The sequence below is a fragment of the Lentilitoribacter sp. Alg239-R112 genome, assembly GCF_900537175.1.
In the GTDB taxonomy this organism is placed as follows: Bacteria; Pseudomonadota; Alphaproteobacteria; order Rhizobiales; family Rhizobiaceae; genus Lentilitoribacter.
The window spans coordinates 2,494,049-2,511,486 of record NZ_LS999833.1 but is presented as its reverse complement, the minus strand read 5'-3'; the positions used below and the strand labels follow the sequence as shown (position 1 = coordinate 2,511,486).

The following is a 17,438-nucleotide window of genomic DNA, read 5'->3' as shown; positions in this document are numbered from 1 at the left end:
ATAATTATTCCGTCGTAAGATAACAAAGAAGAGTAGCTGCGCTGAAAATTGGAGTAGCGATTATTATGTCTTTAAAAACTACTATACCTTACGCCATACAGTCCGATTAGCATATCCGGTATAGCTTAGTACAATACGTAAAATTTTCTTTGAAACAGATCTTGCCTCATAATCTGCGACAGGATCCATAACACGCGTAGAGTGATCATGTTGTTCCAATATAACTCTAACCGCATCAAGAACGCCTTCCTTTTTTAAACCCGCCATTATCAAGGTTCCAACGTCCATTCCTTCGGGGCGCTCATGCGCATCGCGCACCGTAACAGCAGCCAAATTAAGAAGTGAACCCTCCTCTGTGATCGTGCCGCTATCCGATATCACACACATAGATTCCATCTGTAATTTAATATAATCATTGAAGCCAAATGGCTTTAAAAATTGAACCTGTGGATGTATTTCACCTAATTCAAGATCATCTATCCGATTGCGTGTCCGCGGATGTGTTGAGACAATTATTGGTAAATTATATGTATCCGCTAGCGCATTCAACGTTTCAATAAGAGCGAGTAGGTTTTGGGGTGTATCGACATTTTCCTCGCGGTGTATGCTAACAATAAAATATTTGCCACATTGTAAATTCAAACGTTTTAGAATATCGGAAGACTGAATTCGTGGCATATAATGTTCAAGTACTTCATGCATATGTGAACCAGTTTTTATAATAGTTTCTGGACGAATTCCTTCAGCAATCAAATAGCGTCGAGCATGTTCGGTGAGTACCATATTTATATCACTAAGGTGGTCAAGTACCTTCCGGTTGAGCTCTTCTGGCACACGTTGGTCGAAACAACGGTTACCTGCTTCCATATGAAATACTGGTATTTTTCGGCGTTTTGCAGATAGAACCGCTAGGCAGGAATTTGTATCTCCATAAAGTAAAATGGCATCAGGTTCTTCTTGCGCCATTATGGCATCAGATTTTTCGATAACGCGGGCAATCGTTTGCGCTGCATTGTCGCCCATCGCTTCAAGAAATTGGTCTGGTTTACGAATTCCTAAATCTTCAAAAAAGAGTTGATTCAATTCATAGTCATAGTTTTGGCCAGTATGAATAAGAATATGATTTGTATGTTTGTCGAATTCGGCAATAACTCGACTCATTTTAATGAGTTCGGGTCGAGTGCCGACAATTGTCATAACTTTAAGCATTTAATTCCTCATACACAAAATCCAAGGTTTTAAGCAATTGTTTGATTTGATCAACATTTAGGCAGTTTGTATTGTGAGAGGTATAATCGTCTAATGCCGATATCTTTCTTTCGCCCTCATCGAAATATTGAGCGTAATTTAGATCACGATTATCTGCGGGTATCCGAAAATATCGATCTTCATCCAAAGCTTTGGCCATTTCCTCTCGTGATACCAAAGACTCGTATTCTTTTTCCCCATGACGCGTTCCAATGACGTGAATTGAACTTTTGCTATTAAATATTTCAAGCAGACTTTGGGTTAAATCTTCAACAGTAGCTGCGGGTGCTTTTTGAACAAATATATCGCCTTGGTGACCATTTTTGAACGCGTGTAGTACTAAATCAACCGAATCTTCCAGTGAAATCAGAAAGCGTGTCATTTTTGGGTCAGTAATAGTTAGTGGTAAATTTTGCCTTATTTGCGAAATGAATAGCGGAATTACCGAGCCTCTTGAACCCATCACATTTCCATAACGTGTTGCGCAAAATACTGTTTCATGTTCGAGTTGAGTACGGGCCTTTGCTATCATCAATTTTTCAGCCATAGCTTTTGATATACCCATTGCATTGATGGGATAAACAGCCTTGTCAGTACTCAATACGACAACACGTTTTACGCGACATGAGGTGGCTACGTTCATGACATTTTCAGTACCTATTATGTTTGTTCGTACGGCTTCCATCGGATAGAACTCGCAAGAGGGCACCTGTTTGAGTGCTGCCGCATGAAAGATATAATCTACACCTTTCATTGCTTGACTAAGGCTATCACAATCCCGGACGTCACCAATATAAAACTTCAATTTCGGATTATTAAATGCAATTCGCATCGATTCTTGTTTGCTTTCATCGCGGCTGAAAATACGGATCTCTTGTACGTCTGTCTTAAGAAAACGTTTAAGAACCGCTTGACCGAAGGAACCTGTGCCCCCAGTTATCATTAGAATATTATTTTTAAACATTTTTGTGTCTTATTTTATTGGGGTCTAACTTATGTAAAAGTTCTGGCCAAGGCGGGGCTTTATAACCGGTCACGTTCATGAAGCTGTCGCAATCGAGCGAACGATCGATAACTACCTCATTGTTGGGTATGATATCAATCTGTTTTTTGTATTCCATGGCAATCAACTGCAATAATTTGTACTTGTTTATAGGTTCTGCGCCTACGTGATATAAACCGTACAAATTTGGATTTGGAATCACAAAATCTCTTACTACCTCTGCAAATACTGTATTTGGTAATCCAGAAAATATGGCCCTGCGGAAACCATTACATCGACCTTGTTGTGAAAGAAACCACTCCAGAAGTCCAAGTTTACTATGTAATTCGTGCCCAATGGTTGAAGTTCGTAATGTTAGGGCGTAGGAAGGACCTGTTGTTTCTCCAATCTCCTTGGTTTTGCCATAGAGATCGATAGCATCGGGTTTATCATGTTCCACATAGTTTCCTTTTTCTCCAGTAAAAACGCAGTCTGTGCTAATATGAACGAGTCTTGCATCAGACAACTTGCATAATGCGGAAATTTGATGTGGAAGTGTGGCGTTGATTGCTATGGCGCACAATGGATCGTTAGCTTCTTTATAATGCTTAGTCAGGCCTATACAATTGATGACAATATTGGGCATGATTTTAGAAAATAGATTCAGCTGAGTATTATGATTTTGAATGTCGTCTATTAAAACAATTTGCTTTTGTTTTGCGTTTGAGAAATGATTTTTATCTACTGAGTTTCGCGCGGTCCCATAGACGTCCCAAGTATTAGCATCGTGTAGCACATTAAACATAGCGTGCCCAATCATACCTGTAGCGCCCAAAACGAGAATTTTCATTCTAATCAATTTCCTGTTTTCTGATTGTTGTTTCAATTTTTTCAATCAATTTTTCAACTAATTTTTCGTGATCAAAATGTTTTAAAAAATATTTTCTCCCATTGATCCCAAAATGACTTCGTTGCTCTGCTGGCATATTATAAAGCATAAGGATCGCATCCTTTAGCCCATGCGCATCCTCGGCAGTAACACTAAACCCTGCTCCTGCATCTTCAACCAATTTGGCACCTTCACCGTTCAAACTGGCAATAATTGGACGTGCCGCTGCGAGGTACGCTTGTATTTTATTAGGGACGGTCAATGCAAAAATAGGCTCATTAGTTAAGCTAACAATCAGCGCGCTTGCTTTTTGCATTAATCCAGGCATCGTACTTGGGGGAAGCCACCCGGGAAGCGTCACATTTTCCAAATTTCGCTTATCCACTTCATTACGCATCCATTCCAATTTACTACCACTCCCAATGATAACAAATTTTATTTGCGGTATATATTTAAGTTGTTCCGCTGTTTCGATAATCATATCCATTGATTGTGCAGCGCCGATATTGCCAGCGAATAGGATAGAAAAACCTTCATCTAAGGCAGGTATCTCTGGTAACTCTTGGTCTGATAGTACTGGTTTCGCAAATGTTGGATCGACCGAATTTGGGTAGTACTCAATGATTTTATCAGGTGCCAATGAGGCAATAGGTCTTTTAAATGCTCGAGATTGCACCAACAATAGGTGTGCCTGACGATAAATCCAAGATACAACTTTCTCTACTATTCTCAGTATTAGAGGTGACTTTACATGTCCTGTTGCAGATAAACTTTCTGGCCACAAATCTTGAACCCAAATGATGAGTGGTTTCCTTTTTATCTTAGATATAAATATGGCAGGTATCGACGATAATATGGGCGATAAACCATATACAAAAATGGCGTCATATCGTCGGTCACGCAAAAGCCACGGCCCAAATAAACTTCCTGAAAATATAAATGAAAAATAATTAGCCGCGAGCCGCCAGCTACGGGCATTGCCACGTGGGATCAATGGGACGCGAAATATTTTTGCACCTTTCCAACTTTCGGTCCTTATCTTGCTGGCCTTATAGCCATCAAAAACGTCTCCGGCTGGATAATTTGGCACGCCTGTAAGGACATCAACCTCAATACCTTTTTCGACTAACGATTGTACTATTGCGTTAATGCGAAAACTCTCCGGCCAAAAATACTGACTTATGATCAATAGACGCATTTAATTCAATTATCCTTCATAAAACGACTTTTTTAGGTGTTCAAGAAAATCAGCAGCATTTCTAACAGGTATAACACTACTCTCTATACCTAAGAAACGTTTGACGGCTCTCGCAATTGAAAGCGCTGATTTGGGGTCGAATGTTTGTGCTGGTTCAATGACATCGCGCACATAATCAAGTTCTGGCGCCAATATTGGAAGTCCATAACTTTGGGCTTCAAGCAAAGGCAGTCCGAATGACTCAAATTTTGATGGAAATATCAATGCTTGTGCAGTCCTGTATGTTTTTGCGAGTGAGTCGGTTTCAATAGAGCCGAGGTTTTCAATATCTAGATTATATTGTGCCTTTTGAGATGCAACCCATTCAACAAGGTTTGGAAAATTTTCCGGATTGATTGTTAAACACAACTTTGGAAAGATCCCATCAATTGCGAGTTGAGTCCAGGCTTCAATAAGTCGCTGGTGATTTTTATGTGGTTCACCAGAGGAGACAAATAAAAAAATGTTCTTTTTCAAATTCCCTAAACTTCTTTGGCTATTCAGTTTAGGTAAATTGGCCATGAAAGGAAATATGGTTATTTTTACATCTGGCCCAAATTGTTTTCGGGTTAAGTATTCCATCGTCTGTGTTTGTACTATGAATTTGTCTACGTTACGATAAAAAAAACGAAGCCAAAAGCGTTCTAGTCTAATTCTAAGGCGGGCTTTAAAATTAAACTTGCTGAGTGAAGACTGCTCAATCAAGTGACGATTTTGAAGATAGACACTACTCTTTCCAACTGATCGAAAAAGCGGTGGTAAATTTCCAAAGCATAGTAATAGATCATTTGAACGAAGATGTTTTCGAATGTAAAATTCCGCATCTAGACGACCCAGCAGAGTAGGGGATACCAATTTAACCGAAACAACATGTTCGCCCTTTGGTTTCACTGGAAGGCGTCCATCGAGTACAAAAGAATATCTGTCATTTATGTTAAGCGCCGCCAATAATTCTCGAAGTAATGTTAATCCACCTCCTTGATGAACATTAGGTGCGTGAACCCATATGGTTGGCTGTGAAAACTCTTTAGAATTACTCTTTTTCATCGGCACTTACCTGGTGCATACCGGCTATCTAAAGTTCCTAAATTTTTAGAAATATAGGGATCAACCGTCTTTGTGAGTTTTGACGTGCAAACCCAGATTATTCGAAAGTCGTCAATAGTTAACCTTTTCCGGACATCTAGCACTTCATCTCCTGTTACAAATAATTCGAGTGGGCGCATTTGCGATGCAATTGATTTGCTTTTTCGGAAATCCGTTCCAGTTATGGTGCGTGGAATGATGAATGGTATCAGAGTTATATATTTATCTATGCCAAATTTCTCATTTGGTAATGAAACCTTAAGAACAAAGTTGGATGCAGCTTTGAGAGGGGTATTGTTAACATTTTTTATTTCATGGATAGCAATGTTTTCCGTAGTTTTTTTTGTTGAATGCATGTTTTCCAACGCTGCCGATACTTCTTCTCGAAGGATATTATGTTCGAAATAATTAGGAATGCTAATACCTATCACAAGGGCAAGCGAAAAGAAAAAGAGTAATTCGGATAGGCCAATTTTAATCATAACTAACTATTTAAAACCACTGCCATATTGAAAAATGTTCCACAAAAAACCTAACGACTTATACGTAAAATATAACAATAACAAAAGAAGCAATGGATCGTATTTGAGCTTTGCGCGATACATTAAAAACAAAAAACAGAAAAAGACGAACATATTCAGTCTAGTGCTCCCAACCACTGCTATTCCGATAAAGAATGGCGAGAAAATCAAAGTCGGAAAAACCCATTCCTTTGTCCTAACGATTGAATAAACAGCCAATGCCAAGATGGGTAGCAGTTGATTGAATGGTATCTCGTCGGGCATATAGGCATTTACTTTTCGGAAAAGATATTCTTGCTGCGTGAAGGAGAACAGCAGTACTAATAGAATTGCTAATGCCAAAAACGTGTATTCCATTGGTTTAGGTTTTTTGTCAGTGAACATATTGCGTGTCGTTAGCAGCCAAATACTTGCAATAGGGAAGAGCATTGAAACATGAGATAATACAGACAATATCATAAAACTCATGCGCCAACCCATTCCTTTTCTAGGTAGGAGAGCAATAGCGATGAAAAGAAATCCAAATTTCAATCGTTCAGCCGCCAAATAAAGAACCAAAATATAAAAATTTGTAAAAATCATCGAAGTTGAAAGGTATATATTAACTCCCCAATGATGCAGAATACGCATTAATTGGACTGCAAGAATAGCGTTAAAGAGCGAAAACCAAAGGTCTTTATTTATCGCGAGCGTGCTACCGATAATAGAAATTGCAAAATGGATAGGCTCGTTACTTGTGATGTAATCCAAATAATAAGACCAAGCTTTCATTGGTTCTATTCCGGCGATAATATCGTAAGCGCTAGTATAGCCTACTTGATCACCTCCGGAATACCTTGGTAATATCAGAAGGCTAAAGAAAAAAACAAGTAAGGCAACTAAGGCATAGATTCTTTCATTACCGTGAGTAACTACAGATATAGGGTGCAGCGATGTCTTCATTTTAGTTTTATCAGATTAATAACAACGCTTTCGGGAAGGGCGCACTTGAATAGGCTTCTTAATTTGGCATCAAGCACTCGAATTCCATAGTATACTCTAGTTAATGGCTTAAATTCACCCTGGCACACAGCTTCACAGGAATCCCTAATCGTTCTTACGCGATCCTTCTCCGATACTCCCCCTGTGACTACACTAGCCACGACCTCTGTAAGTATTTGAAAGTGTACACCCGATTTTCGGGCTTGATACATAAACGCCAAATCAGCAGCAATAGGGTGTCTAATATCATATGAATTTTTACGATGATAATCCAAACGAATGAATGCGGACTGGTGAGAAAACTGCATGCCGCTCCAAAGCTTGTCTGGCCGTCTAGCCACCTCAGTTCGTGTAAAATTTGGGTAGCGAATTTCAACTGCGCCGGCAGCAATGATTGTTCCCGGGTTGATCATAGAAATGGCCTTCGAAATAGTACTGGGGTTCAAAAACCAATCGCCAGCATTCATAAATATGATCCAATCGCCAGTAGCTACAGAAATCCCCTTATTCATTGCATCGTAAATGCCACGATCGGGTTCACTTATAAAGTAGTCTATCTGGTATGAATATTTTGAAATCAAATCGACTGTGCCATCTGTGGAGCTTCCGTCGATGATAATATATTCGATACGCGCATAATCTTGCTTTAGGACACTTTTGATTGTGTCTTCAATGTCGGCCAACCCATTATAAACGACCGTTACGACTGTAACAAGGGGACGCTCGTGTCCTTTCTTATTTTTACTTATTGTCAAAATGGGGGGTGCGTATTTATGTAAGTTCTCTATTGTTGCCTCCCTCCGATGCAGAAACTGAAGTCAAAAAATAACAAAAGCTTTTTGATGATATCTACAAAATTTTATAGTATTATAAAACAAAAAAAGTTATTCGATTTAGTTGAAATCATAAATTATTCCCCCATTTCAATTCAAATGATATAGAATAGTTTCCGTTATGGGGTATGTAAAACCTACTACACCAACGCAGGTGATTTATATCTTAGTTTTCTTATAAAAAGAGTAAGTCTGTATGCCCTTCTTGATATTCAAGCCTATTGGCAATTTCCATTAAGATATCACGGCTAAGTTCTTTATGAAAATCTGGATTATCTAAATCTGTTACCATCTTGTATGGGCTTTTTTCCAAAATATCTAATAGTAATTCAAAACTGTCAGAACGGCGCAATCCATAGGGCCAAAACTCCATAACTAAGGGAATAGCTGACGCAACTACCTTACTTCCACCTGCTAAAACGTGCCCCTCAAATCCTTGAGTATCCATCCATACTAAGGATGTTTCTTGTGTTAATTTTTGGGCGTAATCATCCAGGCGAGCACACCTTACATTTATCGTATTCCTTTCGGATTCATCGAACTTACCTAGAGCTTCATTCACTCTTACTCGGTGATCTCCATGATTGTTTTTTGATAATTCAAATTGAAGAGACCCTTCAGAGCTATCTGATAAGGCAACATTATGAGCAGTAATGCAATTATCCAGATCATTTAGTGAAATATTTGCTTTTAGAAGGCGAAAATTTCCGGGCTCAGGCTCAAAGGCTACACAACTCTCAAATAAGTCGTTGTGTATACTATGTATTCCGATCGTTCCGATATTGGCGCCGACATCGAATATAATTTTTCTGGAGTGGGTTTTGGGCAAATAATTAAGTGCAATGTAAATTTTCTTAACATCAAAGGCTTCGTTGTCTCTAAACACACTTAGGCCAATCACTTTATCAGAACTATTTAAAAGGTAATGTTCGTTCTTCGATGACCAAGCTACAAGTTTATTTTCAGGATAAGCTGTATATAATATTTCTCTACCCAACTTATTAGACATGATTATAGAATGGGAAGCTTTTAATATTCGCACGGCTAATTTACTAAATAAATTTACAATATTTAAATGATGCAATATCGATTTTAGTTTGTGTGATGTAGGTTTCGTTAGCCACTTATTAATTCGTTGACGCATCTTTTTTCTTTCCTGTGTGAATAGACCCGCAGTCTGAGCTATCATAAAATACTACGGAGATATCATAATATTTTTTGTGCCTCGTTTAGTTAGTTTTCGCAAACTCGTACATATTTCTTTAGATTAGAATACGAGTGATGGCTGTTAAAAAATAAATTCTGATATATCCGCCTTAGCATCATCTGTACTCTTTGGCGTCAGAAGAAATTTTTCCTTAATATCTTTAATATAATAAATGTACGACTTGTAGTGGCGCATTTCATCGCCCCCTGGAAAGTTGAAAGTATCCAGACTTATAACAGTTTTGCTGCCATACAGAGCAGCCCACCAAAGAACAGTGGTTACATCACCCACAATTATCTTTGATTGGTAGACAAGCCATTCTGCACTGACATTAGAATTCATGATTTTGATGTTGGGAAAATAACCGATGAGTCGTGAAGTAATTTCTTTCCATATAGGATCTTCGCTTGATCTAGGGTGGAGCTTCATGATTGTGGTGTAATTTGGGAAATTGCTAGATAAATTTTCTAACGCAGCTTTCCAATGATTACTGACGTGATCTACTATCTGAGCCGTAGTTAATCCATTTTCCCTTAATGCTGAGGTAAACCCATAACTTGGTACGATCAGAATCTGATCAAGTTCGACTGTTTCGCCATTAAGAAATGTAATAACATCCTTTGAACACGTCTGCATAGGATGTTGAATAATATTTATTTTAGGTTTCCCAAGTTTGCGATAAATATCTGCTTCGCAATCCATATAACATAAAAGGTCTATATCATCGAATGCATCTGGGTAGATTTTACCAGTTTGTACATTCATCCATGGTTTGAATACGCCTCCGGTTGTAAAAAACGGGATAATTTTGTAGTTTACGATATACCAAAGATAGTTGCGAATATCTACGAACAAACCAATTGCTTTTGTTGACCGCAAAAAACTGGGCAATGACGTAGATCGTTCTTCGATTTCTGCGGAGCGCAGTAGTCGAAAATTTGCATCCCAATCTATCGAAAGTCTTGCCGTTTGGAATTGCAAAAATTTTGTGTTTGGGTATAGTTTTTTTGCTAACCAGATTAAGTATAAGCTTTCTATATGGACTGTCCCGTGCAGTAGGATATATGTGGGTTGAAAATCTATCAAAATTTGATGATGAAGATCAACATGGTTTCGATGGCGTTTTAATAATGACTGTTCAGATGAGAGGTATTCGACTTTTTTAATGAAAGGTAACTCTATCAGTTTTTGAAATTTTTCGCTCAGTTTATAATCTTCCGAAACGACAAGGATAAAATCAAAATCATCTTTCAGCTGCCAAACATAAAAAATACCTGTAGTCATAAATAAATGAAATGGCCCCGGCTGCATAAGAATTATTTCTCGGGAGTCTTCAAGAATTTGATTTTCGTATTGATTATTGCGATCTGTCATCACGTACGGATTCCTTTGAAGAGCAATCCAATTTCGTGGCGTGCAAACGAACTTAATAATATTACTGCAGAATAAGATAAAAGACCAACTGATACCCTAAATAAAATTCCCAACATCAAAGAATCGGGAAATAAATTGGGTATATAATAGAGCATGGCCATCATGGAGGCACTCGCTAAACCCACGATCATTATCCAATTATAATCAATAGGGAAAGAAAGCTTATCATTGACTAACTGTCGTCGCAGTCGAATATATCCAACAAAATATGCTAATATGCTGGCTAATGCTGTAACTATAATATTCTCAAAGATAGATAGAAGAACTATATTTAAGCCAACGCTTAATGCAGCGCTAATGAGGTTTATTTGCAACATTTTCCTAGTTTGTAAACGCACGAATAAGACATTTATCTGAATCAACATCAGTCCGTAGAAAATTGAAGCCACTGCAATTAGGGGGATTACAGGCCATGCTTTGAATGCAATTTCTTCGTTCGCATATAAACGGAGAATATCTTTTCCTAAAATTATTGCCCCAAACACAAATGGGATAGACACAAGCAAAAATATCCGGACAGCACTTTCAGTTAGACGCCGCCCTCCTGCTATATCGCTGTTATCGAGCCGTTTTGCCAAAATTGGTGGTAAAATAATTCCAAAAACTTTAGGTAATACCATCATTAAAGAGCCGAGCGCATATGCTGGCGCGTAAGTACCAAGATCTCTAACTGATAGGATGCCTGCGATCAAAAATCGATCCCCGGTAGCTATTATTACATCCACAAGATAGGCGAGTACTAGGGGAAACCCAAGTTTGATTTCATTGATAAGTTCTGAGTAATTTATAACCTTGAAACGCATGCCTATTTCTTGGATCAATCGAAAAGCAAGTATTGTACCAACGATGAGACATGAAATAGTCAATGAGGTGATAAGTTGATTTACTACAAAAATTTCTGTCACCCAATAAATGCCAAGTGCAAGAAGGATGAACAAGTAAGATTGGACGATTACGGAGATATTGAAAATACTGACTCTGCCCGTATATCTAAAATAGTCAACCGATTGACTATAGACTGTATAGGCTAGTAAATATATTGGAATCAACCAAATCGTAAAATCTATTGAGATTAAACCGTTCCAATTCAACCGGTTGAATAAGCCCATGGAAATTAATCCTAAAATCCCGATAGAGATAATTTGGAACCAAAATTGTGGGAAGAATAAATCAGCGCGTTTATCTTTCTTCTCAGTACTAGGCAAATAGCGTTTAGCATTTACACCTACACCAAATGCGGATATTCCGAAAATAATTGACAACCATGACATAAGTAAAATGTATGCGCCATAGGTTTCCACTCCTGATAACTTAATTATCAAAGGCGTAAGGGTCAAACTTTGCACAAAAATAAGTAGATGGCTAGCAAAAGTTTGAATAGCGTTTTTTGACGTATTCATTGGCTACCCCAAACTAAAATGATTCCGTGTGGAGATGTCATGGTAAGCCACAAGTGGACAGTAAATTGGCTCGATTACCATGCACTTCGACCGCCATCTATGACAATATTTTGACCGTTCATATAGGATGAGGCATCGGAGCATAAGAATTGCACTGCTGCCCGATACTCATCGTGTTCTGCCATTCTACCCATGGGAATTAATTTGCTAAGTTTTTGTACAAAATCCTCACCTTGACCATTAAAAACGCCTCCCGGCGAAAGTGCATTACACCGGATATTTTGATCAGTCCAATAGGTCGCCATATACCTAGTGAGCCCAATTAACCCTGTTTTAATTACCGAATAGGTAACAGGTTTTACGGGCTGCAAATTCTCTGAAACACTATCTTTCCGATATAAACGCTGGTCAGGCGCAAAAACTGATAAATCTGAGGCAATATTTAGAATCACACCACCATGATTATTCTTAGCCATCTGAGGTCCAAATTCCTGACAACATAAAAAGGCACCCGTAAGTCCGACAGAAATTTGCATATTCCACTGTTCCAACGGAAAGTTCTCTAGTCGAGATGATTCAATAAGACTATTGCCTTCCGTCACCTTTGGGTCGATCGCTGCATTATTAACTAGAATATCAATGGATATAGAATTTGCTGCCAACTCTCGGCCGATATTTTGGATGGAATTAGGATCTGAAACATCCATCAGATAGGTAAGAATTCTGCCCTCTGGAAAATTTGATAACAGTTTGTCACGAACATCGTTTAGTGCTTGCTGTGAAATATCTGTCAATATTACGCATGAGCCGCATTCTAACAGAGCAAAAGCATGCTCATAACCAAGCAGGCCTGCTGCCCCTGTTATAAGGGCATTTTTTGGGGAAAGATCAAAGTGTTTTAGGTTCAACAAAGTTCTCATTTCTAAGTGTTGCTCGTGATTAAAAACGTGTTTGCCCGCCATCCAATGTCCATACGCTTCCAGTAGCAAATTCTGATAATGGTGAAGACAAATAGGTTACTAAATGGCCAATTTCCTCGGGCGTTCCCAATCGTTTCATTGGCACTTCTTTTTCAAGCATATTTTCAACCGCGGTTTTGTTCTCGGCAAGTTTGCGCGACCAAACTGAATCGCCGGATAAAATATTGCCAGGCGCAATTGCGTTTATTCTGACCCCCTTATCTCCCAGCGGGCGTGCAATGCCGCGTACATATGCATTCAACGCAGCTTTTGCCACTGAGTATGTGACAGGAGCATTTGGTATAACTTCATTACCACAGATTGAAGAAATGCAAACAATACTGCCTTTACTTTGAGCAAGGGCAGGGAGTGCAGCCTCAACCAAATTGGTTGTGCTCCAAACGTTTATTGCAAATACACGTTGCCACTCTTCATGTGTCTCGCTCCCAGGAGGGACCGAACTACCACTTCCTACATTACATACGAGAATGTCTAATTTACCCGCAAGCGCTATTGTCTCGTTAAGAATTTGAGCAGCCTGTACGGGATCGCATACATCTCCAACAATACTAATTGCATCGGGAAACTCCGTCGTTGTTTGTATAAGCACATCAGGATCGCGGCCGTTTAAAACAATCTTGCATCCTTCGGAATGAAGGGCATGGGCTATTGCTTTTCCGATACCGCGAGATGAGCCTGATATAAGGGCGACTTTACCGCGTAGTTGAGAATTCATAATCTACCTTCAACTTAATCATCCAAGAATATTATCCCGGTTTTGCATGTTGTATCCACTCTATTACCATATCTCGATAGCTTGCTAGGACTTCTCCGTGGTTGTTTTTGCTCGCACGGGCCGTTTGTAAAATATAGTTGCCTTGATAATCGATCGCAGCTAATTGATCGAAAATAACTTCGTAGTTGGTTGCACCTTCGCCTAAAGGAACTGTTGTTCCTCCCAAAACTCTATCCTTGATATGAACATTAAGGATTCGATCTCCATAAGCTTCAAATTCAGCCTTATGATCATATCCCAAAGCGGCACTATTGCCAGTATCATAATTGATACCAAAATAGGTAGCGGGAAAACGGTCAATGAAACGAGCGAGATCGTTTGCCGTAAAATCGCTTTCAAATACAATTTTTAGATTAGTTTTCGCAAAAAAAGCTGTTTGGTCGGTCAAGAAAGATATCAATAGGTCTTCTTCTGAGCGGCGCTCTAAGCGACCACCATCCACAAGGGGCACAACGATGTATTGAACACCAAGAGCTGAACTTGCATTAGCTATAGATATAAAATCTCTTTGAAGAGATTTTCGTTCGGTGCCATTAGCTTTCCAAAAAGGCGCTTGCATGAAACAATCGCCAGTAACTGACGGAATAGTGACCAAATGTTGCTTGCACAGGCTGCGTATCTCTTCTTGTCCATGCTGAGTAAGAAACGGGTTTTCGTGCAAACCTGTTTGATCGAGTGTCCATTCTATGAGTTGCAAGCCAATGTCTTGGGCTTGCTTAAATTCTTGTTGCCAATGCTTTGTAGGAAAGGCCTGAATTTTTCCATCAATTATTGGCGAAAGTCGCCCTTGCATAAAGCCAATGTTTTGCTTCATTTGCTTTTAAAGCTATATGGTGTTGGAGCTTCAGCATTAATTATTCCTGATCGTTCATTATCCCAGCCTTGAATTTGTCCGATTATATCAATGCCAGTGTTATGACCCCAGAGATCAATCAGATGATTAAAGCATTTTCCGACGCTACCACCACCAATTGGTAATCCATTTAGAGAGGTAACAGGAAGCATGCAGAACGGTGTACCTGTCATGAAAGCTTCATCAGCTGTGTGGACATCATAAGCTTCAATATTTTTTTCAATTACTTGCATTCCCAGTTGTTGACATAATTCAGAAATCACGTAGTCACGAGAAATTCCCCGTAAAATATTTCTACTCTCCGGCGTAATTACTACTCCGTCCTTTATGATGAAAAAGTTATCACCAGTTCCTTCTGCAATATATCCATCAGTGTCCAAAAGGAGTGCCCAGTTGTTATCGCCTTCATACTGGCCAGCCTCTATATTTGCCATAAGGTAGTGGATACGGCTGCGATTTTTGATCTTGGGATCAAGCAAATGCCCAGGAATTGCCCGCTGCGAGGTGATGACGGCATTGATACCTTGTTCGAACAATACGCCCATACCTGCAACAGTCCAACGCAAGGGGAAGTCAGCTATTATGATATTTGACCCTTTATGTAACCCTTCAATCCCCTGGTATATCCCCAGCAATCCGCGCGAGACATCAATCATCAAGCGATGCTCTTCACCTTCAGAAAAGATGTGTTCGTTAGCTTCGATGGTTTGGTAGCATGCGGCTTCCATCTCTTCTGGAGTCATTTCTAACGGGATTCTCAGAATTTTTATACCAGCATAAAGACGTTCAATATGTTCACGTAATTTGAACTGTTTATTATTAAATGAGCGGGTCATCTCAAAAACCATATCACCAAACATAAGTGCAGAGTCATAGACAGATATTTTTGCTTCGGATTCCGGTATTAGTTTGCCATTCATGAATACAACGCGTGACTGCTCATTCATTTTTTTTACCTTTTTGGAATAGTCCAATGAACCAATTATCATTGGCTGATTTTTGTGTGTTTTCATACCACATATGTCGAACTAAGTGAAAGAAAGGTTCGAAATTATCTACGATCGCTAGATGATTTGGAATAACCTCTTTACCAATAAAATTATTCGATAATGGAGGGAAATTTTGTACAATCAAAAGCAGATCATTACTCTTCATCAATCCACAAATATTTTTTACAACGTTATCTAGCTTTGGGAAAACATACCAAAGTGTCCCCCTGATAATAAACAAGCGTTGACTTGATTGTGTAGAACTCATCAAATCATTGCTTATAGGTTCATCACCCGTTAGATCCGCCACTATGTAAGTATTATCTGGGAAGAGAGCCTTCGCCTTCTTAGTAGCATTTAGAGAGATATCATAACCAACCAGTTTGCATTCTGTATCACCGAGATTTTTTCTAGAAAGCTCCAGATAATGCCCTGTTCCACAGCCCATATCATGTATCTCTGAAAATGGGATTAGATCATGTAAAAACTCTTTTGTTACACGAACGTCAAACCAATCTTCTTGCTGATCCTGATTCCACGGGGTCTTGGCACTATTTTCGTACATGGCATCAAATTCCCCGACTAACTTCCCATTTCGGAACACATAGTCATGATAGTCTTTTGAGCGTTCTGACATTCTATACTCCCTCCTGATTTGATCTAATTAGACTTTAAGTTACCGTTGTAAATTGTATCATACCATCGAATAATATCTGTGATATGGAAATTTGGGTTACGAGGGTAAAGATATTCATATAACTCCCGCATGAATTCGTACTGTTCCTCAGTATTTACGTCGAGTACAATATCTGGTCGTCTGAATTCTTTAGGGCAAGTGATGGTTCTGACTGGACACCATTCAGCGTCGGTAGATTTGCCATTGCTATAGTCGTAGAAATTTAGATGCACATGTTCATTCAATTTCGCATCAGAATTTCGTGCTCGAACTTCCGCTAGTAGTGAAAAATCAAACATCTCGGCACCAATCCCATCCGGATATCCAGAGTTTTCGATAACTGCAAGGTTGGATGAAAACCCCGGGCTATCTAAGGATCTGTGGTAATTGGCAATTCGATCAATTTCGGAAGGTTCTGGAGTTGCATTATCTGCAGGAAGGCGACCGATGATATCTGCATGACTCATACGAGCTGCTTGATAATATCGCTCAACTAGATTGTCTTCAGAACCTGCTAATACTTTTATCCCGTGCTGTTTTGCTAATGATTTTAAAATCATATCTTTTTCTGTATCAGGTATAGCTAAAACGATATCATCGATATCGTTGCAACGTTTCACACGTTCCAAAATACGACCGACTAATGGTGCGCCCGCTAAATCCATCATGGATTTTCCGGGAAGTCTGGTAGAACCCATACGGGCTTGGATAATTAGTACAACACGTTTTTTCATGTCGCATTTTTTTCATTGAAATACTTAGCTTCTACCAAGCCACATAAAATATGACCAATCAATATATGGCACTCTTGGATACGTGGAGTTTCATCTGAAGGTATGCAAATACAATCGCTATTGCCTCGAAGCTTTCCACCACTCTTCCCGGTTAATACAACGGTGGTGAGGCCTAGTTCTTTTGCCTTGTCTACCGCTGCAATGATATTGGGGCTGTGTCCACTGGTTGAGATTGGAATAAAGACGTCGTCTTTCTTGCCGATTGCTTGCAACTCCCGCGAGAATGTTTTGTCATAACCGTAGTCGTTCGCCATGGAACTAAGCGCGGAATTATTTGTACCAAGGGCAACAGAGGCCAATGGGGCACGATCAAAAAGAAATCTAGATGTGAACTCTGCTGACAAATGCTGGGCATCTGCAAAGCTGCCACCATTTCCTGCGAAAATAATTTTTCCACCGGATTTTAAACACAGAAGGCAAGATGATACGAGATTATCAAGTTGAGACAAAAGTCCTTCATCTGATAGGAGTTCTTGCTTCACAGAGATTGAAGATACGATAAGGGATTTTATTTCATGAATATTTGACATAGGTCTCACTAACGGAAAGTTGA

General features: G+C 39.2%; 18 protein-coding genes. All 18 read right to left on the bottom strand.

Annotated features, from left to right (window positions below):
• Nucleotides 1-81 precede the first annotated feature (81 nt).
• The 18 genes from wecB to G3W54_RS12375 all read right to left on the bottom strand — a co-directional run bounded on the left by wecB (nucleotide 82) and on the right by G3W54_RS12375 (nucleotide 17,415).
• A complete protein-coding gene (gene wecB, locus G3W54_RS12460; RefSeq protein ID WP_162653349.1) occupies nucleotides 82-1,209 on the bottom strand; it encodes a UDP-N-acetylglucosamine 2-epimerase (non-hydrolyzing) in 1,128 nt (375 codons plus the stop codon).
• Complete coding sequence (locus G3W54_RS12455; RefSeq protein WP_162653348.1) at nucleotides 1,202-2,212, bottom strand: polysaccharide biosynthesis protein; 1,011 nt, start codon at nucleotides 2,210-2,212, stop codon at nucleotides 1,202-1,204. Before G3W54_RS12455 ends, wecB begins: the two co-directional genes overlap by 8 nt.
• Nucleotides 2,205-3,080 carry an SDR family oxidoreductase gene (locus G3W54_RS12450; protein WP_162653347.1) on the bottom strand — a complete coding sequence of 292 codons (876 nt, stop codon included), beginning with the start codon at nucleotides 3,078-3,080 and terminating at the stop codon, nucleotides 2,205-2,207. The genes G3W54_RS12455 and G3W54_RS12450 overlap by 8 nt, the downstream gene beginning before the upstream one ends.
• A 1-nt stretch (nucleotide 3,081) precedes the next feature.
• Entirely contained in the window at nucleotides 3,082-4,317 is a 1,236-nt protein-coding gene (locus tag G3W54_RS12445) for a glycosyltransferase family 4 protein (protein WP_162653346.1), read from the bottom strand.
• 9 nt (nucleotides 4,318-4,326) lie between these two features.
• A complete protein-coding gene (locus G3W54_RS12440) occupies nucleotides 4,327-5,403 on the bottom strand; it encodes a glycosyltransferase (protein WP_162653345.1) in 1,077 nt (358 codons plus the stop codon).
• The gene (locus G3W54_RS12435; RefSeq protein ID WP_162653344.1) at nucleotides 5,400-5,924 is read right to left on the bottom strand and encodes a hypothetical protein; all 525 of its coding nucleotides are present in this window, start codon (nucleotides 5,922-5,924) and stop codon (nucleotides 5,400-5,402) included. The genes G3W54_RS12440 and G3W54_RS12435 overlap by 4 nt, the downstream gene beginning before the upstream one ends.
• Before the next feature lie 6 nt (nucleotides 5,925-5,930).
• Nucleotides 5,931-6,905 carry a hypothetical protein gene (locus G3W54_RS12430; protein WP_162653343.1) on the bottom strand — a complete coding sequence of 325 codons (975 nt, stop codon included), beginning with the start codon at nucleotides 6,903-6,905 and terminating at the stop codon, nucleotides 5,931-5,933.
• Entirely contained in the window at nucleotides 6,902-7,699 is a 798-nt protein-coding gene (locus tag G3W54_RS12425; RefSeq protein ID WP_197742825.1) for a glycosyltransferase family 2 protein, read from the bottom strand. The genes G3W54_RS12430 and G3W54_RS12425 overlap by 4 nt, the downstream gene beginning before the upstream one ends.
• Nucleotides 7,700-7,952: 253 nt before the next feature.
• Complete coding sequence (locus tag G3W54_RS12420) at nucleotides 7,953-8,921, bottom strand: FkbM family methyltransferase (RefSeq protein ID WP_162653342.1); 969 nt, start codon at nucleotides 8,919-8,921, stop codon at nucleotides 7,953-7,955.
• Nucleotides 8,922-9,065: 144 nt separating this feature from the next.
• Nucleotides 9,066-10,358, bottom strand: coding sequence for a polysialyltransferase family glycosyltransferase (locus G3W54_RS12415; RefSeq protein WP_162653341.1), 1,293 nt, complete (start codon nucleotides 10,356-10,358; stop codon nucleotides 9,066-9,068).
• A complete protein-coding gene (locus G3W54_RS12410; RefSeq protein ID WP_162653340.1) occupies nucleotides 10,358-11,818 on the bottom strand; it encodes a polysaccharide biosynthesis C-terminal domain-containing protein in 1,461 nt (486 codons plus the stop codon). The genes G3W54_RS12415 and G3W54_RS12410 overlap by 1 nt, the downstream gene beginning before the upstream one ends.
• 74 nt (nucleotides 11,819-11,892) lie before the next feature.
• Complete coding sequence (locus G3W54_RS12405) at nucleotides 11,893-12,726, bottom strand: SDR family oxidoreductase (protein WP_244627886.1); 834 nt, start codon at nucleotides 12,724-12,726, stop codon at nucleotides 11,893-11,895.
• Between the two features lie 31 nt (nucleotides 12,727-12,757).
• Nucleotides 12,758-13,513, bottom strand: coding sequence for an SDR family oxidoreductase (locus G3W54_RS12400; RefSeq protein WP_162653339.1), 756 nt, complete (start codon nucleotides 13,511-13,513; stop codon nucleotides 12,758-12,760).
• Between the two features lie 31 nt (nucleotides 13,514-13,544).
• The gene (locus G3W54_RS12395) at nucleotides 13,545-14,387 is read right to left on the bottom strand and encodes a sugar phosphate isomerase/epimerase family protein (RefSeq protein WP_162653338.1); all 843 of its coding nucleotides are present in this window, start codon (nucleotides 14,385-14,387) and stop codon (nucleotides 13,545-13,547) included.
• A complete protein-coding gene (locus tag G3W54_RS12390; protein WP_162653337.1) occupies nucleotides 14,384-15,373 on the bottom strand; it encodes an aminotransferase class IV in 990 nt (329 codons plus the stop codon). The genes G3W54_RS12395 and G3W54_RS12390 overlap by 4 nt, the downstream gene beginning before the upstream one ends.
• Nucleotides 15,366-16,052 carry a class I SAM-dependent methyltransferase gene (locus tag G3W54_RS12385; RefSeq protein ID WP_162653336.1) on the bottom strand — a complete coding sequence of 229 codons (687 nt, stop codon included), beginning with the start codon at nucleotides 16,050-16,052 and terminating at the stop codon, nucleotides 15,366-15,368. Before G3W54_RS12385 ends, G3W54_RS12390 begins: the two co-directional genes overlap by 8 nt.
• Before the next feature lie 23 nt (nucleotides 16,053-16,075).
• Complete coding sequence (locus G3W54_RS12380; RefSeq protein WP_162653335.1) at nucleotides 16,076-16,825, bottom strand: hypothetical protein; 750 nt, start codon at nucleotides 16,823-16,825, stop codon at nucleotides 16,076-16,078.
• Nucleotides 16,822-17,415 carry an SIS domain-containing protein gene (locus G3W54_RS12375; RefSeq protein WP_162653334.1) on the bottom strand — a complete coding sequence of 198 codons (594 nt, stop codon included), beginning with the start codon at nucleotides 17,413-17,415 and terminating at the stop codon, nucleotides 16,822-16,824. Before G3W54_RS12375 ends, G3W54_RS12380 begins: the two co-directional genes overlap by 4 nt.
• Nucleotides 17,416-17,438 lie beyond the last annotated feature (23 nt).